General features: G+C 72.9%; 25 protein-coding genes and 1 riboswitch. Of the genes, 7 read left to right on the forward strand and 18 right to left on the reverse strand.

Annotated elements, in window-relative coordinates:
• Positions 1-3 precede the first annotated feature (3 nt).
• A riboswitch (cyclic di-AMP (ydaO/yuaA leader) is annotated at positions 4-171 on the reverse strand.
• A gap of 197 nt (positions 172-368) precedes the next feature.
• From AB0C59_RS14875 to AB0C59_RS14910, 8 genes are all read right to left on the reverse strand, one after another.
• Positions 369-1382, reverse strand: coding sequence for a transglycosylase family protein (locus tag AB0C59_RS14875; protein ID WP_363004371.1), 1014 nt, complete (start codon positions 1380-1382; stop codon positions 369-371).
• A gap of 144 nt (positions 1383-1526) precedes the next feature.
• Entirely contained in the window at positions 1527-2822 is a 1296-nt protein-coding gene (locus AB0C59_RS14880; protein ID WP_363004373.1) for a cytochrome P450, read from the reverse strand.
• 80 nt (positions 2823-2902) lie between these two features.
• Complete coding sequence (locus AB0C59_RS14885) at positions 2903-3874, reverse strand: nucleoside triphosphate pyrophosphohydrolase (protein ID WP_363004375.1); 972 nt, start codon at positions 3872-3874, stop codon at positions 2903-2905.
• 38 nt (positions 3875-3912) lie between these two features.
• A complete protein-coding gene (locus tag AB0C59_RS14890; RefSeq protein ID WP_363004377.1) occupies positions 3913-4563 on the reverse strand; it encodes a SurA N-terminal domain-containing protein in 651 nt (216 codons plus the stop codon).
• A 139-nt stretch (positions 4564-4702) separates the two neighbouring features.
• Positions 4703-5530: a glycoside hydrolase domain-containing protein gene (locus tag AB0C59_RS14895; RefSeq protein ID WP_363004379.1), complete on the reverse strand. Its 828-nt coding sequence runs from the start codon at positions 5528-5530 to the stop codon at positions 4703-4705.
• 152 nt (positions 5531-5682) lie between these two features.
• The gene (locus tag AB0C59_RS14900) at positions 5683-7170 is read right to left on the reverse strand and encodes a serine/threonine-protein kinase (RefSeq protein ID WP_363004589.1); all 1488 of its coding nucleotides are present in this window, start codon (positions 7168-7170) and stop codon (positions 5683-5685) included.
• Positions 7171-7208: 38 nt separating this feature from the next.
• Positions 7209-7769 carry a hypothetical protein gene (locus AB0C59_RS14905; RefSeq protein ID WP_363004381.1) on the reverse strand — a complete coding sequence of 187 codons (561 nt, stop codon included), beginning with the start codon at positions 7767-7769 and terminating at the stop codon, positions 7209-7211.
• 160 nt (positions 7770-7929) lie between these two features.
• Complete coding sequence (locus AB0C59_RS14910) at positions 7930-9948, reverse strand: N-6 DNA methylase (RefSeq protein WP_363004383.1); 2019 nt, start codon at positions 9946-9948, stop codon at positions 7930-7932.
• Between the two features lie 239 nt (positions 9949-10187).
• Here AB0C59_RS14910 and AB0C59_RS14915 point away from each other — a divergent pair, with 239 nt between their 5' ends.
• Together AB0C59_RS14915 and AB0C59_RS14920 are read left to right on the forward strand one after the other, a co-directional pair.
• Entirely contained in the window at positions 10188-10892 is a 705-nt protein-coding gene (locus tag AB0C59_RS14915) for a hypothetical protein (protein WP_363004385.1), read from the forward strand.
• A gap of 125 nt (positions 10893-11017) precedes the next feature.
• Positions 11018-12064 carry a 3-dehydroquinate synthase family protein gene (locus tag AB0C59_RS14920; protein WP_363004387.1) on the forward strand — a complete coding sequence of 349 codons (1047 nt, stop codon included), beginning with the start codon at positions 11018-11020 and terminating at the stop codon, positions 12062-12064.
• Between the two features lie 6 nt (positions 12065-12070).
• Here AB0C59_RS14920 and rfbA read toward each other — a convergent pair whose 3' ends face one another.
• From rfbA to AB0C59_RS14935, 3 genes are read right to left on the reverse strand one after another with little or no spacing between them, the layout of a single operon-like run.
• Positions 12071-12970, reverse strand: coding sequence for a glucose-1-phosphate thymidylyltransferase RfbA (rfbA, locus tag AB0C59_RS14925; protein ID WP_363004389.1), 900 nt, complete (start codon positions 12968-12970; stop codon positions 12071-12073).
• Between the two features lie 44 nt (positions 12971-13014).
• Complete coding sequence (locus AB0C59_RS14930; RefSeq protein ID WP_363004391.1) at positions 13015-13182, reverse strand: hypothetical protein; 168 nt, start codon at positions 13180-13182, stop codon at positions 13015-13017.
• Positions 13179-14147 carry a methyltransferase gene (locus AB0C59_RS14935; RefSeq protein WP_363004393.1) on the reverse strand — a complete coding sequence of 323 codons (969 nt, stop codon included), beginning with the start codon at positions 14145-14147 and terminating at the stop codon, positions 13179-13181. Before AB0C59_RS14935 ends, AB0C59_RS14930 begins: the two co-directional genes overlap by 4 nt.
• A gap of 323 nt (positions 14148-14470) precedes the next feature.
• On the opposite strand from AB0C59_RS14935, the gene AB0C59_RS14940 reads away from it, so the two are divergent.
• Positions 14471-14833: a glyoxalase gene (locus tag AB0C59_RS14940; RefSeq protein WP_363004395.1), complete on the forward strand. Its 363-nt coding sequence runs from the start codon at positions 14471-14473 to the stop codon at positions 14831-14833.
• On the opposite strand, the gene AB0C59_RS14945 is transcribed toward AB0C59_RS14940, so the two are convergent.
• Positions 14820-16199: an NDP-hexose 2,3-dehydratase family protein gene (locus AB0C59_RS14945; protein ID WP_363004397.1), complete on the reverse strand. Its 1380-nt coding sequence runs from the start codon at positions 16197-16199 to the stop codon at positions 14820-14822. The two genes, AB0C59_RS14940 and AB0C59_RS14945, sit on opposite strands and share 14 nt — an antisense overlap.
• Before the next feature lie 203 nt (positions 16200-16402).
• On the opposite strand from AB0C59_RS14945, the gene AB0C59_RS14950 reads away from it, so the two are divergent.
• Positions 16403-17758, forward strand: a complete 1356-nt coding sequence (locus AB0C59_RS14950; protein ID WP_363004399.1) for a hypothetical protein — start codon at positions 16403-16405, stop codon at positions 17756-17758.
• Positions 17759-17785: 27 nt separating this feature from the next.
• Here the strand turns inward: AB0C59_RS14950 and AB0C59_RS14955 are convergent, their stop codons facing one another.
• Positions 17786-19030 carry a nucleotide disphospho-sugar-binding domain-containing protein gene (locus tag AB0C59_RS14955; RefSeq protein ID WP_363004401.1) on the reverse strand — a complete coding sequence of 415 codons (1245 nt, stop codon included), beginning with the start codon at positions 19028-19030 and terminating at the stop codon, positions 17786-17788.
• Positions 19031-19155: 125 nt separating this feature from the next.
• On the opposite strand from AB0C59_RS14955, the gene AB0C59_RS14960 reads away from it, so the two are divergent.
• Genes AB0C59_RS14960 through AB0C59_RS14970 form a run of 3 tightly spaced genes read left to right on the forward strand, consistent with a single transcriptional unit; the run spans position 19156 to position 21756 of the window.
• On the forward strand, positions 19156-19944 hold the full coding sequence (locus tag AB0C59_RS14960) for an NAD-dependent epimerase/dehydratase family protein (RefSeq protein ID WP_363004403.1): 789 nt from the start codon (positions 19156-19158) through the stop codon (positions 19942-19944).
• Positions 19945-19955: 11 nt separating this feature from the next.
• Positions 19956-20945, forward strand: a complete 990-nt coding sequence (locus AB0C59_RS14965) for an aldo/keto reductase (RefSeq protein ID WP_363004405.1) — start codon at positions 19956-19958, stop codon at positions 20943-20945.
• 37 nt (positions 20946-20982) lie between these two features.
• Positions 20983-21756, forward strand: a complete 774-nt coding sequence (locus AB0C59_RS14970) for a class I SAM-dependent methyltransferase (RefSeq protein WP_363004407.1) — start codon at positions 20983-20985, stop codon at positions 21754-21756.
• Positions 21757-21762: 6 nt separating this feature from the next.
• On the opposite strand, the gene AB0C59_RS14975 is transcribed toward AB0C59_RS14970, so the two are convergent.
• From AB0C59_RS14975 to AB0C59_RS14995, 5 genes are read right to left on the reverse strand one after another with little or no spacing between them, the layout of a single operon-like run.
• Entirely contained in the window at positions 21763-22122 is a 360-nt protein-coding gene (locus AB0C59_RS14975) for an MmcQ/YjbR family DNA-binding protein (RefSeq protein WP_363004409.1), read from the reverse strand.
• 31 nt (positions 22123-22153) lie between these two features.
• Positions 22154-23026 carry a shikimate dehydrogenase gene (locus AB0C59_RS14980; RefSeq protein ID WP_363004411.1) on the reverse strand — a complete coding sequence of 291 codons (873 nt, stop codon included), beginning with the start codon at positions 23024-23026 and terminating at the stop codon, positions 22154-22156.
• Positions 23023-23847: a class I SAM-dependent methyltransferase gene (locus tag AB0C59_RS14985; RefSeq protein WP_363004413.1), complete on the reverse strand. Its 825-nt coding sequence runs from the start codon at positions 23845-23847 to the stop codon at positions 23023-23025. Before AB0C59_RS14985 ends, AB0C59_RS14980 begins: the two co-directional genes overlap by 4 nt.
• The gene (locus tag AB0C59_RS14990) at positions 23844-24101 is read right to left on the reverse strand and encodes a helix-hairpin-helix domain-containing protein (RefSeq protein ID WP_363004415.1); all 258 of its coding nucleotides are present in this window, start codon (positions 24099-24101) and stop codon (positions 23844-23846) included. Before AB0C59_RS14990 ends, AB0C59_RS14985 begins: the two co-directional genes overlap by 4 nt.
• A gap of 19 nt (positions 24102-24120) precedes the next feature.
• The gene (locus tag AB0C59_RS14995; RefSeq protein ID WP_363004417.1) at positions 24121-25629 is read right to left on the reverse strand and encodes an MDR family MFS transporter; all 1509 of its coding nucleotides are present in this window, start codon (positions 25627-25629) and stop codon (positions 24121-24123) included.
• Positions 25630-25644: the final 15 nt, after the last annotated feature.

Consider the following 25644-nt stretch of genomic DNA (forward strand, 5'->3'; position numbering starts at 1 on the left):
GTTCGATCCCCTCACCGACGCCTGCGAGGTGAGCTGTCGGGTTCGGGCCGGTTGAGTTGCCCGGCCGCGCACCTCGTGAGTGCGCGGCTTCACCCCAAGCCGCTCCCGGTCATCGTCCGGGCGCGGCACCTACCTTGGGTCCCCCGCTCCTGCCTACGGCGCTCGAAGCGACGACTGTTCCCACACGGCCGCTGGCAGGACTCGGCGTTGCGACAGGCGGGGCCCGCTGTGGCGAGCGAGACGACCGTAAGCAGCCGATCGCCCGATCTCCAAAGACGATCAGGGCCTATGAGACTCATGTCTCACTCTCACGAAACCGGACATTCGCCGCGAAGTGGGGTGCGAACTCCCGGCTTCGCGGCACCAGTTCAGGAGGGGTCCGCCGCCGGCCGGGCGTCCAGCGCGAGGCTCTGACCCGGGAATATGAGGTCGGGGTCGGCGCCCACGGCGCCCTTGTTCGCCTCGTACAGCACGGCCCATCCGCCCTTGAGGTCAAGGGAGTCGGCGATGGCCGACAGACTGTCGCCGGGGCGGACGGTGTAGGTGCCGTCGGCCGCGCCGCGTGCGTCGTCCGCGCCGCGTGAGGCGTGCCGGCCGGACGCGTCGTCCGTGCGGCCGTCCTCCGCGCTGCCGCCGCGATGGCGTCCGGCACCCGGGGTCGTGTCGTCGCCGGCGTGCGAAGAGGGGTCGCTCCGGCCCGACTTGCCCGAGTCGTCGCGCTTCGCGGTGGGGGTGGGCGAGCCGGCGGGGCTCCGGGGGGCGTCGGAGCCCGCCCGGGTGCCGTCCGCGTCCGGGGTGGTGGAGGAGGAGGGTGCGGGCGAGGAGGTGCCCGTGGACGGCGTCGAGGCCGCCGACGGCGAGGAGGAGCCGGACGAGCCCGACGAGTCGGTTGTGCCGGACGAGTCGGACAGGCCGGAGTCCATGCCCGGGTCCGTGCCCGGGTCGTCCGAGTGGGAGCCGCCGGTCAGGTCGTCCGCGAGGCCCGTGACGACGTCGGCGGAGCCGGAGTCGTGGGCGAGCCCGGCGGCCTGGCCGCAGCCGGGCCAGGCGGAGGCGCCCCGGTCGGCGAGGATCTTCTCGGCGACCGCGATCTGCTGCGAGCGGCTCGCCTGGTCGGGGGTCGGGGCGTAGTCGAGGCCGCCGTACCGGTTCCAGTCCTGCTTCGTCAGGTGAAGCCCGCCGTAGTGGCCGTCACTGGTGTGCGCGCTCCAGGAACCGCCGCTCTCGCAGCTCGCGACCTGGTCCCACGTGGTGCCGCTGGCGGCGCTCGCACCGGAGGCCGCCAGCAGCGGGATCGCGATGGCGGAGCCGGTCACTCCGGCCGCGACGAGGAGCGCGGGAGCCTGGCGGGGGCGACGGTGACGACCGTTCCCGGAGAGCATGCGGTTGCCTTTCACACGACAGCGGTGGCCGACGCGGCGCTGGTGGGGTCCCGCCGCGTTGCTGCGTGAACGTATCCGCAGACACTTGCTTGTCACAAGTTCATGCAGCGCAGATCACGTGAAGATCACATTACTGAGGGAGTGTCAGGTTTTTGTGACGGTCGGCGTGTTCACCACCGGGGTGAACTCCACGGGAAGGGTGCGCAGCCCGCGCATGATGAGACCGCCGCGCCAGCGCAGATCGGAGGGTTCGGCGGCGAGGCGCAGGTCCGGGAGGCGGGTGAGCAGCGTGGCGAGCGCGGTCTGCCCCTCCAGGCGCGCGAGCGGGGCGCCGAGGCAGTAGTGGATGCCGTGCCCGTACCCCAGGTGCTGGTTGTCCCGGCGGCTCAGGTCGAGCACGTCGGGGTCGGCGAACCGCGCGGGGTCGCGGTCGGCCGCGGCGAGCACGACCAGGACCGGATCCCCCGCCGCGATGTCCTGTCCGCCGACGGTCAGCGGCTGGGTGGCGAAGCGCCAGGTGGCCAGCTCGACCGGGCCGTCGTAGCGCAGGAGTTCCTCCACCCCGGTCTCCAGCAGGCCTCGTTCGCCGCGGGCGAGGGAGTCCTGGAGGCGGGTGCGCTGGCCGGGGTGGGTGAGCAGGGCGTACGTGCCGTTGCCGATGAGGTTGACCGTGGTCTCGAAGCCGGCGAAGAGCAGGATGAAGGCCATGGCCGCGGCCTCGTTCTCGGTGAGGTGCTCGCCGTGGTCGGAGGCCCGGATGAGGCCGGAGATCAGGTCCTCGCCGGGTGCGGGCGTGTCGGGCAGGGCCGCGCGCTTGCGGTGGATGAGGTCGGCCAGGTAGCCGCGCATCTTCTTGACCGACCGGGCGACCCCGCCGCGCGGGCCGCCGCCGTGCCGGATCATCATGCCCGCCCAGTCCCGGAAGTCGTCCTGGTCCTCGCGGGGGACGCCGAGCAGGTCGCAGATGGCGTAGATGGGGAGCGGGAACGCGAACTCGTGGATCAGGTCGGCGTGGCCGCGGGCCGCGATGCCGTCGATGAGGTGGTCGGTCAGCTCCTGCACGCGCGGGGCGAACTCGGCCACCCGGCGCGGGGTGAACGCCTTGGAGACGAGGCGGCGCAGCCGGGTGTGGTCCGGGGGGTCGATGTTGAGCAGATGCGTCATCAGCTCGGCCTTGCGCTCGCCGGGGATGCCGGTCTTGCCCTTGGCGTGGGCGGGCTCGGCGTGGTGGGCCGGGTTCTTGCTCAGGCGCTGGTCGGCCAGGGCCTGCTTGGCGTCGGCGTACCGGGTGACCAGCCAGGCCTCCACCCCGCTGGGCAGGCGGGTGCGGTGCACGGGGGCGTGGTCCCGCAGGTGGGCGTAGGCGGGGTAGGGGTCGGCGGCGAACTCCCAGCTGAAGAGTTCGGGAACGGCGGGGTCGGAGGGCGGGGGGTTGGTCACGGTGCTGACGTTATGCGCTGCGCGCACCCCCGGCGGTCCCGGGGGTGCGGCCCGCGCCCCCCCGTCCGGCTCCCGCCGTGTCAGAGTCCCTCGGCTGCCCGCAGGGCTTCGCGGTAGGTGCGGGACGCCGCTCTCAGGGCGGCCTCCGGGTCCACTCCCGCCGCTTCCGCGCGGGCCGCCAGGGCCAGGAGCTCGTACCCGACGCCCTCGCCCGTCGGCAGGGGGACGTCGAGCCCGGCGGTGCGGGCGCGGGAGGCCAGCTTCGCGGCCAGGGCCAGGCCCGGCTGGCCCAGGGGGACTCCGTCGGTCACCGACTCCCGCTGCTTCTCCACCGCCTTCGTGCGCAGCCAGTGCTCCTTGACCTCTTCGGGTGTCTCCGCCGTCTCGTCGCCGAAGACGTGCGGGTGGCGGTGGATCAGCTTGGTGACGATGCCGCCCGCCACGTCGTCGATGGAGAAGGGGGCGTCCGGGTCCTCCTCGGCGATGCGGGAGTGGAAGACCACCTGGAGCAGGACGTCGCCCAGTTCCTCGCGCAGTTCCTCGCGGTCGCCCGCCTCGATCGCCTCGACCAGTTCGTACGCCTCCTCGATGGCGTACTTGGCCAGCCCCTGGTGGGTCCGCTGCGAGGACCAGGGGCAGGCGACGCGGATACGGTCCATGACCTGGACGAGGTCGAGCAGCCGGGCGCCCGGGAGGTCGTAGGACGCGGGGAGCAGCTCCAGCTCCGGCATGCTCACCCGGCCCGAGCCCGCGAGCCGTGCCAGGCCGTCGGTGAGACGCGGCTCGCCCTCACCGGTCGCGACGACCACCGCCGTGCGGCCGCCGGCGCAGGCGTCGAGCAGCTCCCGCGCCGTGGGGGCGGCCTCCTCCACCTCCACACCCGCCTCGCGCAGATACGGGAGCTGGGGATGGGTCCCGTCGGCGCACAGGACCCGGTCGGCTCGGCGCAGGGCCTGCCACGCGGGCCAGGACAGCAGTCCGGGCGCGACCCGGTGGCTGGTGGTGAGCAGGACGATACGGCCGGGGGCCGGGTCCGAGGCGTTCGCGTTCACCCCTCGAACGTAACGCACGCCTCGGACATCCCCCGCGGCTACGTCGTCTGCTGCGCCGGCGGCGCGGTGACCTCCCTGATCCACGGCGTCGTGGCGTCGACGCGGCTGCTCTTGTCCATGTCCCAGGCGCCGTAGCGCGGATTGATGTCGACGCGCAGTTCCCTGGACGCCTTCGACATCGCCTTCCAGAACAGGGCCGTGCCCTGTTCGGTGCCCATGTCGGCGCCGATCACGGTGGCCAGCTTCTGGACCTGGACATCGGTGCGCAGGTTGTCGTCGAGGCGCCGCGGGGCCACCTGGTACTGCTGGAGCATGGCCGTGCGCAGCGCCGCCGCGCCGCCCACCTGCCGCTCCCTGAGGGTGCGCAGCTGTTCGACCTCGCCGCGGTCGACGGTGACACCGGCGTCCTGGGCGGCGCGGTCCAGGACCTGTTCGAGGACGAGGGCGTGGAGGGTGTTGCGGGTGAGGCTGCCGGTCTGGGCGACGACCTGCTCGTACTGGGCGTCGTTCGCGGCGGCGCGCTGGGCGGTGCGCACCTCGTCGACTCGGCCCTCGAGTTGGGTGACCGTGATCCGCTGCCCTCCCACGACGGCCGCGGTGCCCGCGTGGGCGGTGCCGCCGCACGCGGTGAGCAGGGGGGCCGCGGCGAGGGCGGCACTGAGGGCGATCGCGGTGCGACGGCGGTGCAAGGGAGCCTCCCGAGGAGATTGTGCGACGGTGCACAAAGTCTTGCGGTGATCGATGGTAGGCAGTGGCCAGGCTCTGGCCAACCCATTCGAATCAACGATTCCCGCGGACTTCGGGCACCGTCGCGCCCCGCTCCCGTGCTCAGCCGGTGATGGCCACCGGCGCGTCCCAGGCGTCGCGGTCCACGGTGAGCGTGTAACCGCCGTGCGTCTCCTTGCTGTTGACCAGGTACTGGTGCGCACGGCTGTGATCGGTGAACCGGCCGGCGGCGAAGGGCCAGTCCGTGGTCGTCGTGTACTGCTTGTCCCACAGCGCGTACCAGAGATTGCCCGGCAGGTCGGTCCGGTCGGTGGCGTTCGCGACGGCCTTGGCACTGGAGCTGGTGAACCCGTAGAGGCCCGCGCGGTAGGTCTTGACGCGCAGCTGCTTGTCGAAGGCGCGCACGTAGGTGAGCACGGCGTTGTTGCAGGACGTGTCGGTCGTGTCGTACCCCTCCATGTCCAGGTAGACCGGGCTGCCGGCCTTCATGCCGAGTGCCGAGGCCTTGGCGACCGCGTCGTTGGCGTCGGCGGTGCCGAGCGAGGTCGCGGTGGAGGCGGTGATCTTCTCCGGGTTGGAGCCGGACTGGCAGGGCGGCTGGGCGCCGACGTAGAGCGGGATCAGCTTCCAGCCGACCGAGCTGACCGACTTCACCCAGGACGCGGTGAGGTTGGGCTGGGAGCAGCCGCGGTTCCTGCCCCCGACGTACACGGCGGCGGCGCCGTAGGACCCGTCGTGCCAGGCCTTCATCGCGGACAGCGAGGGCGCGGTGCACGTGTCGAAGGCGTGTCCGGTGTACGTCCTCTGGGCGGGCCAGACGGTCGCGGCCATGGAGGCCTGCGCGGTGATCCCCGCTCCGGCGACCACGGCGACGCCGGCCACGGCCCAGGCTGCGTACCGGCGTTTCTTGGACAGCCGATGGCTCGACATGAAGGCCCCACCCTTTTTTGTTCGATGTGCGTACGAGGTGCGTACGGGCGAGCTGACGAACCTAGCGGACGGCCTCACCATGATCGGAAAAGCTAATCCCCCGGAAAGACCAATTCTTTCCCAAGTCCGCGTCGGGGCGGGGCGATCGCGTCTCAGCCGCGGACCTGCCCCAGCCACTGCAGGGTCCGGCGGACGTCCGAGGCGAGCGGATGGCCGGTGCCGCGCAGGCGTTCGACATCGTGCAGGAGCCGTACGAGGGTGTCGTGGGCCGAGGCCCGGTCGCCGAGGGCGAGCAGCAGATGGCCGATGCGGCGGCGGACCTCGTGGGCGAGTTCCGGGTCCCCCGCCACGTACTGGTTCTCGTAGTACGGCAGCAGGGAGCGGTACTCAGCGAGCGCTGCCGACGGTTCGCCCAGCTGCTCCAGGCACTGCGCGATGTCGTAGCGGAAGCGCAGGGACTGGGGGTCGGCCTGGCCCGTCTGCGAGGCGCGTTCGTCGGCGAGACGGCGCAGTTCGGGCAGGGCCCGCCGGTACTGGCCGTCGTCCATGAGGGTGGCCGCGTACTGCTTGCGCAGGGTGCGCACGACCGGTGAGTTCTCCCCGTGCTGCGCGGCGGCGACCGGGAGGATCGAGCCCAGGATGTCGACGGCCTGGGTGATCCGGCCCTCGCCGAGCAGCCGTTTGACCTCGTCCACGGCGCCCGCGACGTCGGAGGTCCCGGACGCCGGCGTCGGCGGCGTCTGGGGCTGGGGCGCGGGGGTGCGCGCACGGTCCGGCCACGGGGCGTGCGGGCGCAGGAAGGGGCGCGTGGGATCCAGCGGTGAGCCGGTGGGGGTGCCGCGCGCCGGCAGGAGCGGGAGGAGGTCCTCGTAGGTCTCCTGCGCGGACGCCGGGCGGTGCTGCGGGTCCTTGGCGAGCAGCCGCAGCACGAGGGCTTCGAGCGCCTCGGGCACCTCGGGCCGCAGCCGGCGCACCGGGACCGGGGGCTCGTAGAGGTGGCGGTGCAGCACGCCGAGCGCGGTGCTGCCGGTGAACGGCACGTCGCCGCTGAGGAGTTCGTGCATCAGCGCGCCGAGTGCGTACAGGTCGGTGTAGGGGCCCACCGCGCCGCCCATCGCCTGCTCGGGCGCCATGTACGCGGGTGAGCCGATGGGGGATCCGGTGTGGGTCAGGCGGGTGGTGTCCGTGTCCATCACGGAGGCCACGCCGAGGTCGAGCACGGTGACCGTGCCGTCCTGCTTGACCATCACGTTCCGGGGCTTGAGGTCCCGGTGGATGATCGGCACGGCGTGCACGGCGGACAGCACGGCGCACAGTTGAGCGGCGACCGCGACCGTCCACTGCCAGGGATACGGCTCGTGCTCGGCGAGATGGTCGGAGAGGTCGGCCCCGTCGACGTACTGCATGACGAGGTACAGCTCCTCGCCCTCGCTGCCCGCGTCGTGCACCGTCACCAGACCGGGGTGGTCGACCTGCGCGGTCACCCGGCACTCCCGTACGAAGCGGCGGCGCAGCTCGTCGGCCTCCTGTCCCGCGACCTTGTCGGGGCGCAGCAGCTTGACCGCCACCCGCCGGTCCAGGCGCTGGTCGTACGCCGTCCAGACCTGGCCCATGCCGCCCTGGCCGATGAGCGTGGACAGTTCGTAGCGGTCGGCGACGACCCGGCCGGTCCCCACGCTCACGTGTTGTCCTGGTGCTTGCGCAGATAGTCGCTCAGCTCGTCGAGTTCGGCCCGGACCTGGTCGATGCGGGCGGGCGACGGCTGCTGCGGCTGGGGGTGCGGCGGCGCGGGCGTGTACGGGGGCTGCGGGGGAACGGGGGTCGGGGTGGAGTGCGTGGTGTACGGCTGCGCGGGCGGGTAGCCGTAGCTCTGCTGCGGCGGCGGCCCCGGCGGTATGGAGGCAGTGGCTGTGCGCGGCACGCCGCGCTGCCGTATGTCCACGACCAGGAAGTAGATGCCGCTCGCCAGGCCGAGGAGCAGGGCGGCACCCAGTCCGAGGTCGCTGCGGCGGTCGTTCTCGGGCACGGAGCCGACGACGGCGAAGCACAGGAAGGCCAGCGGCAGACTGAGCCAGGCCAGGAGCCAGTCCCTCTTCTTGCCGCGCAGCACCGCCACCCGGAACAGCGGGACGCAGGAGAAGAGCCCGCAGCACAGGAGGGGGGAGACGGCGTACAGGACGCGCATGGTGATGACCGTGCCCGAACTGCGGGTGGGCGGCGCCGCGCCATGGCCGTACATGACTGCTCCTGGAACCGGGTGAGGACGGACGAGTGTCGAGGTCCGAGGGTATAACCCGGTTCCGACAACCGGTCAGGGGATGTGCCGAACCGTTGCCGTACCGATCACAGCGGCGGGGAGCACGGCCGGGGGGCGCGCGGGAGCCCGGGCGCCGGACGCCTCAGTCCGGGGGGAGCGTCCCGTCCGTCAGTCCGTCGTGCAGGCCGCGGACGAGGTCTTCGCCGAGCCGGCCCGCCAGGCGCAGGGTGTCCTCGAACGCGGCGAGCGCCCGGAAGCGTTCGCCGTAGCGGCGCTGCCGCTCCGGCGGCAGCCGGGGCAGCTGGAGGCGGCGCACGTCGAGCCGGGTCGCGGTGGAGGCGTAGCTGCTGGCCTGGCGGTTGTTGGCGGTGCCGCGCAGGAAGCCGGCGAGGAACCAGGCGTCGAGCGCGGCGGCGTCGGGGCGCAGGAGCACGAGGTTGCGGCCCAGGGCCGCTCCGGCGGTGTCCCGGTCGATCACCCGTGCCGCCGTGCCGCCGCCGAGCACGGGCACGACCACGTCGCCCTCCGCCACCAGGACCGGCTCCTCCCCGGAGTCGGGCAGGGTCCCGGACGGCCCGGTCCCGGCGAGGACGTCGTGGTCGGTGAGCACGCGCGCGTGGGGGCCCTGTCCGCCGGAGCGCATCACCAGGGCGCCGGCCCGGGCGAGTTCGCCGACGGTGGTGAGCGGCCAGCGGGTCTGCTCGACGGGGTCGGTGACGGGCGGGGCCAGTTCGGCGGTCAGCCGCAAGGTCTCGTCCAGCCGCGCCCGCAGGGCCGGCAGCGCCTCGACGCCGCCGCCCGGCACGGGCGGCGGCAGATGGCGGGCCGGAGCCAGGTCGACGTCGTCGTCCAGGAGTTCGATGACGGGCACGGAGCGGCTCACGCCCGGCACCTCGGGTGTGCCGCTCTCCCGCGCGAAGGGGCGCCAGGCGTCCAGGACGGTGGAGCGCACCGCCTGCCAGTCCGGTCCGCCGCGTCCCTCGGCCACCGCCGCCCCGGCGTCCACGACCAGCAGTTCGGGGTGCGGCCGGCCCCGGTCGGGGCGGCGCAGGAGCCAGAGGTGCAGCGGGATGTTGTACGGCGGTGCCGTGCCCGCGGGCAGGGCGATCACGGCACGCAGGGCGCCCCGGCGCAGCAGGTCGGCGCGGATCCGGCGGCCGGAGCGGCGGGAGGCGGCGGCCGGGGGCATCAGCAGGACGGCGGTGCCGCCGTCCTTCAGCCGGGCCAGCGCGTGCTGCACCCAGGCGAGCTCGGACTCGGTACGGGCCGGGAAGCCGTACTCCCAGCGGGGGTCGTAGGCGAGTTCCTCATGGCCCCAGTTGCGCTCGTTGAACGGGGGGTGGCACAGCACGGCGTCCGCCGCGAGCGTGTCGAAGGCGTCGGCCCGCAGGCTGTCGCCGACGGCGGTGCGCACGTCCGCCCTGGTGTGCAGGGCCAGACGCAGCGCGGTGAGCGCGGCGAGCGCGGGGTCGCTGTCCTGGCCGTGGAGCTGCTGACCGGGCACGGGGGCGACGGCGCCCAGCAGGGCGCCGGTGCCGCAGGCCGGGTCCAGGACGACGCGTGCCGTGCCCGCGAGTTCGGCCATCAGGGCGGCGGGGTCGGCGGGGGTGAGCGTGTACTGCCTGGGGTTGGCGTCCAGATGACGGCCCAGCAGGAACTCGTACGCCTGCGGGGCGCCCTGTTCCGCGGCTAGGGCGGCGACGCCGCGCAGCAGCGGGGCCGACGGAAGCAGGTGCGCGGAGGTGGGCACGGCGGGCCGGTGGAGCGCGCCGAAGCGGGGGGTCAGCACCTGTTCCAGGGCGGTGGGCAGCAGTTCGGCGAGCCGGGTGTCGGAGCCGGCGCTCGCCTCCTGCCACACCGTGGGCCGGTCGCGGACGAGCAGGAGGACGCACCCCGCGTGGACCAGGGCGGTGACGGGCCCTTCGGGGTGGCCGGCGAGTTGCTGCCACACCCGTTCCCGCAAGGGGACTTCGGCGAGCTTGCCCTGGCGGCGCAGCCAGTCCTCGACCTCGCCGAGCGAGAAGGTCGGGCTGGTCTCGGTGCCGCCGACCGGTTGGGGGAAGTCGCCGTGGCGCCGGCGCCAGTTGCTGACGGCAGCGCGCCCGACCCCCGCGAGCCGGGCGATCCCGGCGGCGGTCACCTCTGTCTCGTTGTCCCGCACCCGCCCGGCTCCCCTCTGCCACGACTTCGCGCCGACCTCGTCGATGTGTCGTCGAGCATACCGATAAGCGCGGAATCCACCTCTTCACGACCGTGTACACAGCTTGCCCTATGAACGAGGTTGACTCGGTTCACAAGCTCTGCTGTCATAGGTTCATCGCAGGAGCGAACCGCCTTCGGACGGCGGCCGTCTCTCCCCGCTCCGCCGCACCGCGCGCCCTCTCATCCCAAGGAATCCCCATGCGTCGCCCCGCGCTCACCGCTCTCGCCCTCGCCGCCGCGCTCCCGCTGGCCCTGACCCTGACGGCGTGCTCCTCCGGCTCCTCCACCGCCGCCCCGAAGCAGTCGGCGTCCAAGGACCCGAACGCGCATCTCGCCACGGGCGCACAGCTCAAGAAGGCCCTGGCCCCGGCCTCGTTCTTCGCCTCCGGCTTCGCCGAGGTGAAGGACGGCACCCGCGACACCGGCAGCGCCTACATCGCACCGTCCGCGGGGCCCGCCTCGGCCAAGCCGGACTGCGAGCTGCTGGACGGCACCAGCTGGATCAACACCACCGGGGTGGGCGGCGTGTCCTTCGCGCAGAGCGACTACCTCGACAAGAACACCTCCGAGGAGGTCGCGCAGGAGGTCGACACCTACCGCGGGTCGACGGCGGCGAAGGTCATGCAGGACCTGCACCGCGTGGTGGCCGCCTGCGCGTCCTTCACGGACTCGCAGACGCACACGAAGGTCAAGGTGACCGGCGAGGCGGCGTCCGGACCGGGCGACGAGGCGTACACCATCACGCTCACGGACAGCGCCTGGGAGAACGGCTCCACCCTGATCGCCTCGCGCGTGGGCACCAACGTGGTGACCGTGCTGTCGTCGGACGGCCACGACAACGGGGCGGCCACGGCGAAGAAGCTGACGGCGCGCATCGCCGGCTCCCTGCGCAAGGCCGCCTGACGACACCCCGAACGCGGTGGCGTCCCGACCCGGACGGGGGGCGGGTCAGGACGCAACCCGCACCCCGCGCGCGGGTGCGCCCGCAGCGCTGTACGCGGGTTCACGAGCCCCGCTATAAAAGGCGCATGACGCGTCCTCAGCACTCGGCCGGGGTACAGATCATCGAGGTGCCGCTCGGCGCCCGCGCCTACGCCGTCCGTATCGGCCCCGGTGTCCGCGACCGGCTCGCCGACCTCGTCCGGGACCTCGGTGCGCGCCGGGCCGCCGTGGTCTCCGCGCGGCCCGAGGAGGAGACGCCCGACCCCGGGGTGGCGGCGCTGCGGGTGGCGCTGCGCGACGGCGAGGAGCACAAGACCCCGGCGGCCGTGGCACGTCTGTGCGGCGCGTTCGCCGACTTCGGGCTCACCCGGGACGACGTGGTCGTCTCCTGCGGCGGCGGCACCACCACCGACACCGTGGGCCTGGCCGCCGCGCTCTACCACCGCGGCGTCCCGGTGATCCACCTGCCCACCACCCTGCTCGCCCAGGTGGACGCGAGCGTCGGCGGCAAGACGGCGGTGAACCTGCCGCAGGGCAAGAACCTGGTGGGCGCCTACTGGCAGCCCGCGGCGGTGCTCTGCGACACGGACTATCTGCGCACCCTGCCCGAGCGGGAGTGGCGCAACGGCTACGGCGAGATCGCCCGGTGCCACTTCATCGGCGCCGAGAACCTGCGCGAGCTGCCCGTGGCGGAGCAGATCGCGGCGAGCGTACGGCTCAAGGCCTCGGTGGTGGCCGCCGACGAGCGCGACACGGGCCGGCGGCACATCCTCAACTACGGCCACACACTGGGCCACGCGCTGGAGCGCGCCACGGACTTCACGCTGCGGCACGGCGAGGGCGTCGCGATCGGCACCGTGTTCGCCGGGCGGCTCGCCGGCGCCCTCGGGCGGATCGGCCCGCGCCGGGTCGCGGAGCACGAACAGGTCGTGCGCTCCTACGGTCTGCCCGTCGCCCTGCCCGCCGGCCTCGACCCCGCCGTGCTCCTCCCCCTGATGCGGCTGGACAAGAAGGCGACCTCGGGACTGGGCTTCGTCCTCGACGGACCGGACGGGGTGGAACTGGTGCGGGACGTCCCGGAGACCGAGGTCGCCCGGACCCTGGCCGGCATGCCCCGCGCCGAACTGCCCTGACCCGGCCTATCCGGCGCTGCCGCTCAGGGCGGGGTGCCCCTCCCGCGCGTCCAGCAGGTCCAGCAGATAGGTGCCGTAGCCGCTCTTGACCAAGGGCTCCGCGAGTCTCCTGAGTTGGGCGGCGTCGATGAACCCGGCCCGCCAGGCCGCCTCCTCCACGCAGCCGACCTTCAGTCCCTGGCGCTGTTCGAGCACCCGGACGAACTCGGCGGCCTCGACCAGCGACCCGAAGGTGCCGGTGTCCAGCCAGGCGGTGCCCCGGTCCAGCACCGTGACCTGCAGGTCTCCCTGCTCCAGGTAGGCCGAGTTCACCGCGGTGATTTCCAGCTCCCCCCGGGCGCTGGGGGTGAGTTCCCGGGCTATCGCCACCACTTGATTGTCATAGAAATAGAGTCCTGGGACGGCGTAGCGCGATTTCGGCCGGTCCGGTTTCTCCTCGATGGAGCGGACGCGGCCCTGCTCGTCGAAGTCGACCACGCCGTACGCGCTGGGATCGGAAACCGGATAGGCGAACACCCGGGCGCCTTTTCCGTCCACGCTTTTCCGCAACTGCTCCTCCAGCCCGGCACCATGGAAAATGTTGTCCCCCAGGACCAGGGCGACGGAATCATCCCCGATGAAATCCGCACCGAGCAGAAAAGCCTGGGCCAGCCCCTCGGGTTTCGGCTGGGAGACATAGGCGATCTCGATCCCCCATTGGGACCCGTCGCCGAGCAGGCGCCGGAAATCCGCGCGGTCCTCCGGTCTGGTGACGACCAGGATCTCCCGGACGCCGAGCAGGACCAGCGTGGCCAGCGGATAGTAGATCATCGGCTTGTCATAGACGGGCATGAGCTGCTTGGACACCGCTTTGGTGATCGGCCAGAGCCGCGAGCCCGTGCCCCCGGCGAGAATGATCCCGCGCATATGCCCCTACCCGTCCCCCGTACGCCGCGTCCCCATGACACCCCTCACCAGGGCCAGTCGCCGCACACGGCGTACCCGTCGCACGGGCGCGGCTCGGGTCCGCTCTCGTCCAGGGAGCGCAGCAGTCTTTCCAGACAGTCGTCCGGCGAGTCGGCGGCGGCCTGGGCCTGGCCGTCCCGGCGGGCCTGGAGGGCGTGCGTGCCGTCGCTCACGATCGGGTCCTCCGCACCACCGGGTCGCCCGCACGCGAGCCCTGGGGCAGGGGCGCGCAGGCCGCGGACACCAGGGTGGTGCGGGTGGCCGCGATCGGCGTGATCCCTCGCACGGACATTCCCGCGCCCGCCAGTTCGGCACCGAGTTCGTCCGGGCCCGGCAGGAAGCCCGATCCGTTGGCGAGCCAGTCGATCGCGGACGCGGCCTCCTGCGGCGACGGCGCGCCCTCGGCGGTGCCGGGGACGAAGTCGTGCACCACGACCGGGTCGCCGTCCGCGAGCGCGTCGCGGACCCGGCCCAGCAGCCCCGCCCGCGCCGCGGCGTCGAGCAGATGCAGGACGTGGGACAGCAGCGCGCAGTCGTGCCCCTCGGGAACGGGGTCGCCGCGCAGGTCCCAGGGCTCCAGCGCGATCCGCTTCTCCAGACCGGCCTCGGCCACCGCGCCGGCGGTGTGCTCCAGCATCTCGGGGCGGTCGTACACCGTCGCCCTCAGCCGCGGGAACATCCGGCACAGCAGGATCGCGTACCCCCCGCTGCCGCCCGCCAGGTCGGCCAGATGGACGCGGTCGCGCCACAGCGGCAACCGCGCCACGTACGGGGCACTGGCCCGCGCGCCGCGCAGCATGGCCTCGGCGAGCGCGCCCACATAGCGGTCGTCGATCTCCGGCGGGCTGCGGTGTCCGCGCAGGGCGGCGACGATCCCGCTCCCGTTCAGATGATCCCGAGCGGCCCATTTCTCGATCCGCAGCAGAGGGAGTGCCCCACTCGCCACCTCGGCCCCCAGCGCCTCATTCAGCGCCCAGCGGTCGTCGATTCCGGTAAGAATTCCGTTCCAGGCAAGAACCGTGAAGAAAGGATGTAATATTGCCGGGTCCATCGCGGCCCGGTCGGCGGCCTCGGCCAGACTCAGAGGCTCTCGCGCGAGTTCCGCGAGCAGCCCTAACTCGTCCGCGGCATCGATCATGGCCAGAATCTTCCTGGCACGCACCAACTCGTCCAGAGTGCGAATGGCAGCCTCCCCCGTAGCCTCCGCAGCGAGTATTTAGTACCCAAACACCTGTGTCAAGACATTGTTGTCGAACACGGAAACGATCAATAAAATGATCACCGAGGCCCGCGATGATCGGGATTACGCCATTTCCCGGCACGCCGACGATTACCTTCCGGTAGCGCCGGCCGCGGGCCCGACAGCCCTACGCCCGACGCGCTACCGTGACTCAGCCGTTGTGCGCTAGCGTGCGCTACGCCGAAATACAGCGCGACTGAAACAAGCGAAGGAGTTTGCTCGTGAGTGTGAAGTTCCTGGGTCTTCGAACGGTTATCTACCCGGCGCGCGATCTCGATGCCGCGAAGCTCTGGTGGAACTCCGTCCTCGGTTATGAGCCCTATTTCGACGAGCCCTTCTACGTCGGCTACGACGTCAGTGGCTACGAGCTCGCCCTCGACCCCGACGGCGACCCGGAGGAGGGCCCGATCGTCTACTGGGGCGTGGCCGACGTGTCCGAGGCCGAGGACCAGTTGCTCGCCGCCGGCTGCCAGTCCCACTCGCCGTGCCGCGAGGTCGGCGGCGGTATCGAGGTCGCGGTGGTGCGCAACCCGTCCGGCGACCTGGTCGGCCTCATCTTCAACCCGCACTTCAAGCAGGAGTGACCGCACCCAGGTTCAGGCATGCCAGCAGGGTCCGCGCCTGGACGTTGACGTAGGACCGGTGCTGGGCGAGGGCGGCCAACTGGCCCGGTGTCAGCCAGACATGGCCGGGCGGCGGGTCCAGCGGCGCCTGGTCGTCGTCGGTCTCGACGACCAGGTACCGGCACTGGGAGTGCTGGAACCGCCCGCCCTCGTCCGCGTGCACGGCGTCGTAGCGGACCCGGGCGGGATCGGGGTCGCGCACCAGGTCCAGGAACGGCTGCCGGTCCGGGCCCGCGCAGTCGCCGGGGATGTGCTGCACGGTCGGCCCGATCTCCGTGCCGTGCACCAGCCCGGCCTCCACCGACGCGCGCGCCAGCAGATGCGGGGTCCCGTCGATGCGCCGCATGAGGAACGCCGCGAGCGCCCGGCCGTGCGGGCGCAGCAGCGGCTGCGACCAGCGCGCCACCTCGCGGCTCGCCGCCTCCACGCGGACACCGACGATGCTGAAATAGCGTCCGTCCCGGTGCCGCAGTACCCCCTCCTCCCATCGCCAGTCGGCCAGTCGCGCCAGTGGGAGGGACTGGATCCGCGTGTCGCGCCGCGCGAGTTCCGCGGTGAACCACGACCGCAGCCCCGTGTCGGAGCAGCGGGGACCGGCGCCCCCGGCCGCACCGCCCGGGCCGTCGGCCGGGGGCAGGCAGGCGAGCACGCTGCGCGCGTCCATGTTGACCAGGTTGTCCCGGCGCAGCAGCCGGCCGAGCTGGCCCAGCGTCAGCCAGTGGAAGTCGGGGTGCGGTTCCACCTCCGCGTCCACCTGGACGATCATGTTCCGGTTGTGCTTGCGCAGGAACCAGCAGCCGTTCTCCGACTGGAGCACATCGGCGATCACCCGGCCGGGGCCCGGCCGCCGGAAGTGGTCCAGATAGCGCACCGCCTGACCGCCGTGCACGCCGGTGTAGTTGCTGCGGGTGGCCTGGACGGTGGGGGAGAGCTGGAGCAGCCCGGGGTTGCCCGGCTCCATCTTGGCCTGCATCAGGAAGTGCGGGACCCCGTCGACCGTCCGGGTCAGGATGCCCAGGACGCCCACCTCGGGCTGGCGGATGACCGGCTGCTCGTGCGACCGGCCGTCCACGGTGACCCGCAGCCCCTCCACGGTGAAGAACCGGCCGCTGCGGTGCCCGATGTCGCCCGTCACCGGATCGGTGGACCACTGGTCCAGCGCGGAGAACGGCACGCGCTCGACACGGAAGGTGTGCGCGGCGCGGCGTTCGGCGAGCCAGGCCTCGAACGCGCCGAGTGGCGCGGCCGCCGTGAGCGAGCGGGCGGGCGGCCCGCCCGGCGCCTCACCCAGCACATCGTCCGCTCTCGGATGCGGCAGCGCGGTCATCGGCGGACCTCCCGGGTCGGGTCGGACACCAGGGGACTGGATAACTATAGTAATTGTCAACCGACAGTCTCCAGGCATCCACTACCGAACTGCTTGACTTTAGTCAATGATGCACCTAGAGTCACCACACCCGCCTGCCCACGTCGTCGGCGATCCGGAAGGCGGCCTCTCGATGTCGGCCACGGTGCAGGGAGGAAGCAGGCATGTCGGAGCAGGAACCGGAGGCGGCGGCCACCGCGGTCGATCCGATCCCCCCGAGCGACCCGCGGCGAGATCCCGAGGCGACCGCCGAGGCGCTCGCGGACGCGGTCGCCGCCGGCTGGTCCTGCGTCGTCACCGTGGGGATCCCGCTCTGCTCCGACGGGACCGAGGCCTGGTTCGGGTCGGGGACCTACGACCCCCTCAGCGAACGCACCCTGCTGTCGCCGCCCGAGCGGCTCAGCACGGAGGGCGAGTCGGACCTGCGGTTCGCCTCGGCCCTGGCCGAGCGGCTGCGCGCGCGACCGGGACGCGGAGCGGGGGCGGTCACGTTCTCGCTGTCGGTCTTCGACGGCAAGATGGTCCACGGCATCGGACGCGCGGCGGCGCGGCGGGTCCACTCCCGGATCACCGCGCACCCCGAGCGCTTCCTGCCCCCCGCCGCACTGGAGCTCCACCACGCGGTGGGCGGGCGGCTCGCGTTCGACTTCTCCCTGAACTACCGCAGACTCGGGGACCGGTTCGTGGACCGGCTGCGCAGCGAGGTGCGCCCGGTCATGCCGTCGGTGCCCACCGGGCGGCTGGTCGACCTGTTCCTTCGGACCGGGTGCGTCCCGCTCCGGCGCCGGGACGAGTCCCAACCCGTCGCCGGGATGGGCCAGGTGCTGTGCGCGACGCCGAACACCCTGTCGATCGGGCAGCACTTCGCCGACCTGTCCCCGCTCGACGGGCGCGGGCGCATCCAGACCGGCCCCGAGGCCGTTCCGCTGACCAACGAGGACGGCGCCTACATATGCGAGGTGACCGCGATCGGGCGGATGCTGGCGATGCTCGCCCACGCTCCGGGGCCCGCGGACGGCGGCGGCGTCCTCACGCTCAGCGTCCTCAACACCCGCGACCCGGGCAACCACAAGATCCATCGGATGAACTGGTCGGCGGGCGAGCTGGTCACGGCACTGCTGCCCCAGCTGCGGCCGGAGTCCTGGGCGCCCAGGCCCCTGACCCACTGGGCGTCCGTGACGGACGGCAGCACCTCCACGCTCGTCAGCTCCACCCCCGACACCCTGGCGCGCCGGCGCTTCCTGGCGGACCTCGGAGCGCGGGTGCGGCGCTCCTCCTCACCGCGCCGCCGCGAGGAGGTCGTCGCGGGTGAGCTGGAGCGGATCCGGACGAGGGTGCAGAACGCCGATCCCGACGGGGCGCCCGTGCTCCTCCTCTACGGTCCGGGCGACTACGACAGCCGCAAGGCCTCCGGTCTGCCCGCGCGGGAGGACGGCGGGGGCCGGGCGGTGAGCGGGACGGGCGACCGGGCCGCGACCGACGCGGACGGCGCGGTCTCACCGAGCTGCTTCCTGAACTGAACCGCACCAGGAACGACCTGACAGCCCTCAGCCGACCAGTTCCGCGATCACCGAGGCGGCGGCCGCCGGACGGTGCTCGCGGCGGATCCGGTCCTGGATCTCGCCCGCCGCCAGCCGGTACGCGTCGTCCGCGAGCAGGAGCCGCAGCTCCCGGGCGAGGGCGTCGGCGGGGGCGTCCAGGCGGGTCTGGCGCCCCACGCCCAGGTGCTGCGCCCGGCGGGCGTTGTTGAACGCGTCCTGCTCGAAGGGGGCCAGCAGCATGGGCACTCCGAAGGCCAGCCCCCTGACGAACGTGCCGTGCCCGCCGAGCGTCACCAGGACGTCGGTGCGCGGGAGCAGTTCGCCGAGGGGCAGATAGCCGGACGCGCGCACCCGGGGCGGCAGCCGTTCGTCGGGGACGATCCCGCCGAGGAAGTGGAACTCGGCGTCGACCTCGTCGGCGGCCTCCAGGAGGGACCGCACCAGGCCGGGCTGGGCGGAGTGCCGGGTGGTCGACAGGCTGACCAGGACACGACGGGGCGCGTCCGCCTGCCCCGGCTGCCCCGCCCGCCCCGGCCGCCGCTCGGGCGGGGCGAAGCCCGGGCCCACGTACCGGACGCGTCCGGGGACCGAGTCCGCCGCCGGGTCCGCCACCGGATGGGTCGCCACCATGCACCGGTCCGCCCGCGTGTACTGCTCCCTCGTCGCGTCCAGCGGTGCGAGCCCCCAGCGTGCCCGCACCTCGTTCAGGTCCGGGAGCGCCTCCTTGATCATGCGCTCGAACAGCGGCACGAAGGGCCCGTTGCGCATCGCCTCGTGCGGGGACTCGCCGACGGACAGCGGATAGACGGCGTTCATGAACACGATCCGGGGCAGTCCGAGGTGCTCGGCGGCCACCAGGGCGCCGGGCAGCACGTAGTCCGCCACCACCACGTGCGTGCCCGCCTCCCGGGCCGCCTCGGTGACGTCCTGGCACATCGGCGACGCGGGCCCGAACATCACCCGGTCCCTGATCAGCCGTGCGGCCTCCGAGGGGGACGTGGCCTCCTGGATCCTCAGCAGGTCGCCCCCGGGCGTGCGGGGGTCGTGGAGCGGGGAGTGGCGGAACGGGCGGAAGGCGGCCCCGGCGGCCGCGGCCCGCTGCTCGACGGACGGATTGCCCAGTACCGTGACCGCGGCGCCCCGGGCGACCAGGTCGCGGACGAACAGCAGCGACGTCCCGACGTTGCCCCCGCCGTCCCAGAGCACGAACAGGACGCGCGTGCCCGCCAGTTCACGGTGATGCTCGGTCACGGCAGCTTCCCCTCCCCCGCGGCGGCCCCGCGATCACGGACCACGGTCGGCGTGCCAGTATCCGAGCCCTGTTGACTAAAGTCAACTGGACGGTATCGTGGGGTCGACCGCGGGGAGGGAGACCAGTGGAGATCATCGGAAGCGGCTTCCTGGCCGGCGCTCTCGCTCCGCTGGCCGCCTCCCATCCCCACGCGGTGGCCGCCGCCTTCGGGGTGTCGTACGCCTCGGGCGTCCCCGAGGCCGAGTTCACCAGGGAGGCCGTACGTCTGTACGAACTGCTGCGGGACTGCGAACGGCGGCGCAGGACACTGGTGTTCTTCTCCACGGCGTCGCCGGCCATGTACGCGCTGCCCGGGCAGGCGGGCCGGGAGGACGGACCGGTCTTCCCCTCGACCGCCTACGGCCGGCACAACCTGGCGCTGGAAGCGGTGCTGGCCGCGTCCGGTGTCGACCATCTGGTGCTGCGGCTCGCGCATGTCGTCGGTCCCGGGCAGCCGGGGCATCTGCTGGTGCCCGCCATGGTGCGGCAGGTCCGCTCCGGCAGGGTGCGGCTCCACCGGGGCGCGCGGCGGGACCTCATCGACGTGGCCGACGTGGTCACGGTGCTGGACCGGCTGCTGGAGACCGGGGTGAACCGTACCGTCGTCAACGTCGCCTCCGGGCGCGCGGTGCCCATCGAGTCGCTCGTGGACCACATCGAGGCACGGCTCGGGACCAGGGCCGCGCGCACGTACGTCGACGGCGAGGTCAGCGGCGCGGTGTCCACCGCCCGGCTGCACCGCCTCGTCCCGGAGATCGCCCGGACCGGCGAGGAGGACTACCACCGGCGCGTACTGGACACGTACCTCGGCGCCTACGCCGCGGACGGCGCGGTCGCCGACCCCCGGCCGGACCCTGTCCGGCACCCCACTTAGGGATGGCCTTCATGGAACTCTCCGCGCACCTGGGCCGCACCGGCCTGAGGATCGGCCGACTCGCCCTGGGCACCGTGAACTTCGGAGGCCGGGTGGACGAACCGGAGTCCCACCGGCTCATGGACCACGCGCTGGCCCGTGGCATCAACCTCGTCGACACCGCGGACGTGTACGGCTGGCGCGTCCACAAGGGCTACACGGAGGAGTCCATCGGCCGGTGGCTGGCCGGCCGGCCGGCGCGCCGCGACGAGGTCGTCCTGGCCACCAAGGTCGGCAACGAGATGGGCCCGGGACCCAACGACCGGGGCCTGTCCGCGCGGCACATCATCGCCTCCTGCGAGGCCTCGCTGCGCAGGATGCGCACCGACTGGATCGACCTCTACCAGATGCACCGCGTGGACCACGCGGTCGGCTGGGAGGAGGTGTGGCAGGCCATGGAGCAGCTGGTCGGCCAGGGCAAGGTCCGCTACGTCGGCTCGTCGAACTTCGCGGGCTGGAACCTGGCCGCCGCACAGGAGGCGGCCAGGAGCCGGCACTTCCTCGGCCTCGCCTCCGAGCAGTGCGTGTACAACCTGGCGACCCGGTACGCCGAACTGGAGGTGCTGCCCGCGGCGCGCGCCTACGGCATCGGGGTGCTGGTCTGGTCACCCCTGCACGGCGGGCTGCTCGGCGGCGCGGTCCGCAAGCTGGCCGAGGGCCGTGCGGTCAAGTCGGCGCAGGGCCGCGCGCTGACCGCGCTGAAGGACCGGCGCGAGACCGTCGTGGCGTACGAGCGGTTCTGCGACGAGATCGGCCGCGACCCCGCGCAGGTCGCCCTCGCCTGGGTGCTGTCCCGCCCGGGAGTGACCGCGCTGGTCATCGGACCCCGCACCCCGGAGCACGTGGACGGCGCGCTCGACGCGCTGGAGCTGTCCCTGACCGAGCCGGAACTGGTCCGGCTCGACGCCCTGTTCCCGCCCACGGGCAGGGGGGGCGCCGCGCCCGAGGCGTGGAACTCCTGAGCCGCCCCCGCCCCCACCACGCAGAGAGGAAGTCCGCATGTCCGATGCCGGGCACAAGGACCCGCGGTTGCTGCCCCACGAGTCGGAGCAGGAGAAGGAGGTGCGGGAGCGCCTCACGAAACTGCTGACACAGACCCCGATCCCGCCCGTGTACCTGATCGACAACCTCCCGGTCTATCTGCGGCGCCATCAGCTCGCCGATCTGCTGACGATGGACGCGCTGTACCGGATGCTGCCCGAGGTCCCCGGTGTGATCATGGAGTTCGGTGTGCTGCACGGACGCCATCTCGCGACCCTGACCGCGCTGCGCGCCCTGCACGAGCCGTACAACTCCTTCCGCCGGATCATCGGCTTCGACACGTTCACCGGCTTTCCCCACCTCTCCGCGATCGACAAGGTGAGCCCGAGCGCCGCCCTCGGCCGGTTCGCCGTGCCCGAGGACGAGGTGGACCATCTGCGGGAGGTGCTCGCCGCGCACGAGGCCGGCGACCCGATCCCCCACGTCCAGCGGACCTTCGTGGTCCAGGGCGACGTCGCGGAGACCGTCCCGCGCTACCTGGAGGAGAACCCCGAGACGGTCATCGGCATGGCCTTCTTCGACCTCGATCTCTACGAGCCGACCCGTGAGGTGCTGGAGGCGATCCGCCCCCACCTCGTCAAGGGCAGCATCCTCGCCTTCGACGAACTCGGGCATCCCCGGTGGCCCGGGGTGACCGCCGCGATCCGCGAGACCCTCGGCCTCGGCGATCTGGCACTGCGGCAACTCCCCTTCCGGGAGCAGCCGGTGATCTACGCGCGATGGGGCGAGTAGGGGCCCTCAGGCGGAGGGCTCGACGGGACGCAGCCGGCGGGGCAGGGACGACACGACGAGTTCGTAGGACTGCTCCAGCAACTCCCCCACCTCGTCGGCTTCCAGGTCCGCGCCCAGCAGCACGGTGACCCAGTGCCGCTTGTTGAGGTGGTAGCCCGGCAGCACGGTGTCCGGGTACTGGGCCCGCAACGCGACGACGTCGTCGGGCGGCAGCTTCACGCTGACGCGGGGCGGAACAGCGCCCTCGCTCAGCAGCGCGAAGATCCTGCCGCCGACGCGGTAGACGGCCGGCACGTCGCCGAAGGGGAAGTCCTCGGCCGTGCCGGGCAGGGCCAGGCAGTGTCGGGTGATGTCGTCGGGTGTCACGGTGCGAGCCCTCCCCGGTTGCGGCGCGACGTCACACAGCGGTGGCGAGATCGGCCAGCATGCGCCGCGCGTCGGGGCGGATCCCGGTGAAGAGACGGAACCCCTCGACGGCCTGGAAGACCAGCATGCCGCCACCGGGCAGAGTGGGGCAACCCGCCTTGCCCGCGAGGGAGAGCAGTTCGGTCTCGGCCGGGCGGTAGACCAGGTCGGCGACCCACAGGCCGGGGCGCAGGAGCCGCGCCGGCACCGGGCAGCCGGGCGATCCGGGCATGCCGACGGGAGTGGCGTTCACCAGGCCGGTCGCCCGCTCCAGGACCGCCGCGAGCGTCGTGAGCGGCGCGTCGCGGACGCGGTCGCCGCCGAACCCGGCACTCAGGCGGGCGGCGAGGCGGCCGGCCGGCGCCGGGTCCGCGTCGAGCACGGTCAGCCGGCGGGCTCCACCGGCGAGCAGCGCGTGGGCCACCGCCGCGCCCGCGCCTCCGGCACCGAGCACCGCGACCCGGTCCAGCCGGGCGCCGGGCAGACCGTGCCGCAGGCTCGCCATGAAGCCGGTTCCGTCGGTGTTGTGGCCGGTCGCACCCTGTGCGTCGAACACGATGGTGTTGACCGCGCCGATCGCCTCGGCCTCGGGCGAGAGCCGGTCCAGGACCGGCAGGACGGACTGCTTGCACGGGTGGGTGACCCCCACCCCCCGCAGTCCCTCCGCGCGGGCCCGCGCCACCAGTTCCGGCGCGCCGGCCGTGCCCGGCTCCTTCAGGTCCAGGAGGCGGTAGTGGCAGCGCAGCCCGTGCCGGGCCGCCGCGCGCGTGTGCAGCAGCGGGCTCAGCGACCCCTGGATGCCCGCCCCGATCAGGCCGATCGTGTAGGCCGGGTGGGCGCTGCCGCTCGGGTCCACGGCTCTCACGTCGACCGGACGCCGACGGCGATGAGGCTGCTGGCGTCCAGATGGGAGTGGCCGGCGGCGTCGAGGTCCGCGTACAGGTGCTCCCGCACGCGGTGGAGCTGGGCCTCGTCCATGCCGAGCACGAAGCGGCGGGGTGCCGCGCCGAGCAGGAACATCCAGGCGTCGTCGTCGAGCAGCGGTATGCGGTAGTCCACCTGGTGGACCGCGACGTCCCGGAGGCCGAGGGAGCCCAGCCAGGCGGCGAGCCCGTCGGGCGAGTCGACCCGGGTGCGCGGGTCGGGGGCGGCCGGGGGCGACGGCAGGGGGCGGACGGCGCCGGCGGCCTCGCGCGCGCGGCGGACCATCCGGTCCATGCCGCCACCGACCCAGGTGCTGACGGTGATGCGTCCACCGGGCCGCAGCAGGTCCACCAGATGCCGGGTGCCGGCGTCCATGTCGGGGAAGAAGAACACGCCGTAGCAGCACTGGACGAGGTCGTAGGGAGCCACCGCGCGCCAGGCGGTGGCGTCCCCGCAGTGGAAGCGCAGGTGATCGAGGCCCAGCCGGTCCGCCTCGGCCCGGCCCTGCTCCAGCAGGGCGTCGGCCATGTCGACGGCGTCGACGCGGCCGCCCGGGCCGACGGCGCGGGCGGCGGGCACGGCCGAGGCACCCGAGCCGCAGCAGGCGTCCAGGACCCGCTCCCCGGGGCGGGGCCGGGAGACGCCCGTGGCGAGCGCCCCGAGAGGTCCCCACAGCCGCGCGTACCAGGACGCGAACTCCCGGCGGGTCTGGCTGAACAGGGCACCCACCGGGAGGGCGGGCACAGCCGATGTCGCGGTCATCGTTCCCTCAGGTCCTTCCAGTTCCACCAACGCAGCTTGTCCGGTTCCCGCCCGCCCTCGGCGTAGTAGACGGCGCACCGGAAGACGTAGAGCATGCAGCGGTCGACGTAGGAGCCCTGTTCCAGCATCAGCCGGTCGTACAGCTCCTCGGGGTCCTGGCCCACGAGTTCCCCGACGCGGTGGATGCCCATGCGGTGCAGGTCGCCCTCGACGGCCTTGCCGACGCCGGGGATCTCCCTCAGATCGCTTTCCATACGGCTGCTCCTGACTCCCTCACGCACCGAGTGCGCGGTCGCGCATCGCGAGTGACAGTACGAGAGCCAGCAGCAGGACGGGCACCGCGACGAAGAAGACGGTGCCCAGCGAGTCGGCGTACGCCTCGGTGAAGCCGTGCCGCAGGTCGGCGGGGAGCTTGTCGAGCGCCGCGGCGGTCAGGTTCGTCATGGTCCCGGTCTCGGCGCCGGGTACGTGGCGGGGCAGTTCGGTGGCCAGCCGGGCCGAGAACACCGCGCCGAACGCCGAGACCCCGAACGAGGCCCCGACCAGGCGCGCATAGGTGACCGTGGCGGTCGCGGCCCCGATCTGGGCAGGGGGCGCGCAGCCCTGCACGGCCACCACGAACACCTGCATCGACAGGCCGGAGCCGATGCCCAGCAGCACCGAGTAGGCCACCACGACCAGCCAGGGGGTGCCCGCGTCCATGGTGGACAGCAGGTACGACGCCGTCGCGGCGACGGCCATGCTGGCCGGCGGGAACCAGCGGTACCTCCTGGTCTCGGCGATCCTGCGGCCGACGAGGGTGGAGGAGACCACCAGGCCGAACATCATCGGGATGAGGACCAGGCCGGACATGAGGGCCGAGGCGCCCGAGGCGGCCTGGAGGAACAGCGGCAGGAAGTTGACGGTGGCGAGGATCGCGAACCCGGCGAGCATGGTGATCGCGTTCGACAGGACGAAGGTGGAGTTGCCGAACAGGGAGAGCGGGATCATCGGTTCGGCCGCGCGCCGTTCCACCAGGATCCACACCGGGACGATCACCACGACGGCGGCGATCAGCGCGATGCCGGGCGCGGACAGCACCGCGTCCAGGCTGCCGGCGCGCCCCGCCAGCAGGGCGACGCAGGCCGACAGGGCCGCCAGCAGGGCCGCGCCCGCGTAGTCGATCCTCGGCCGGGCCCGGGTGGCCGAGCGCGGCAGCAGGAACGCCACCAGGGCGAGGGTGACCAGGCCGAGGGGCAGGTTGACGTAGAACGCCCAGCGCCAGCCGGCCACCTCGGTGACGACACCGCCGGCCAGCGGGCCCGCGACACTGGCGACGGCGAACACGCTGGTGGAGTAGCCGGCGTACTTGGCCCGCTCGGCGGGGTCGAAGAGCTGGCCGATGAGGGAGAAGGAGGCGACGACGAGGGCGCCGCCGCCGATCCCCTGCACCACCCGGAAGGCGATCATCTGGGGCATGTCCCCGGCCAGGCCGCACAGCATCGATCCGGCGATGAACACCAGGATGCCGCTGAGGAACACCACCCGGTGGCCGAACAGGTCGCCGAGCTTTCCGCCGATGACGGTGGTGATGCTCAGCGTCAGCCCGTACCCGGTGAACACCCAGGCGAAGTGCTCGATCCCGCCCAGGTCGTGGACGACGCTCGGCAGGGCCGCCGCGACGATGGACTGATCGAGCGTGGGCAGCAGCATCCCGAGCAGGATGCCGCCGAACACCAGCAGCCGGCGCCTGAGGCTCGGGGCCGCCGCGTCCGGGGCGGCCGTTGTCGATTCGGCGGTCACAGGGCTACTCCCTCG

Origin of the sequence: Streptomyces sp. NPDC048664 (assembly GCF_040650555.1) — a bacterium.
Classification (GTDB): Bacteria; Actinomycetota; Actinomycetes; order Streptomycetales; family Streptomycetaceae; genus Streptomyces.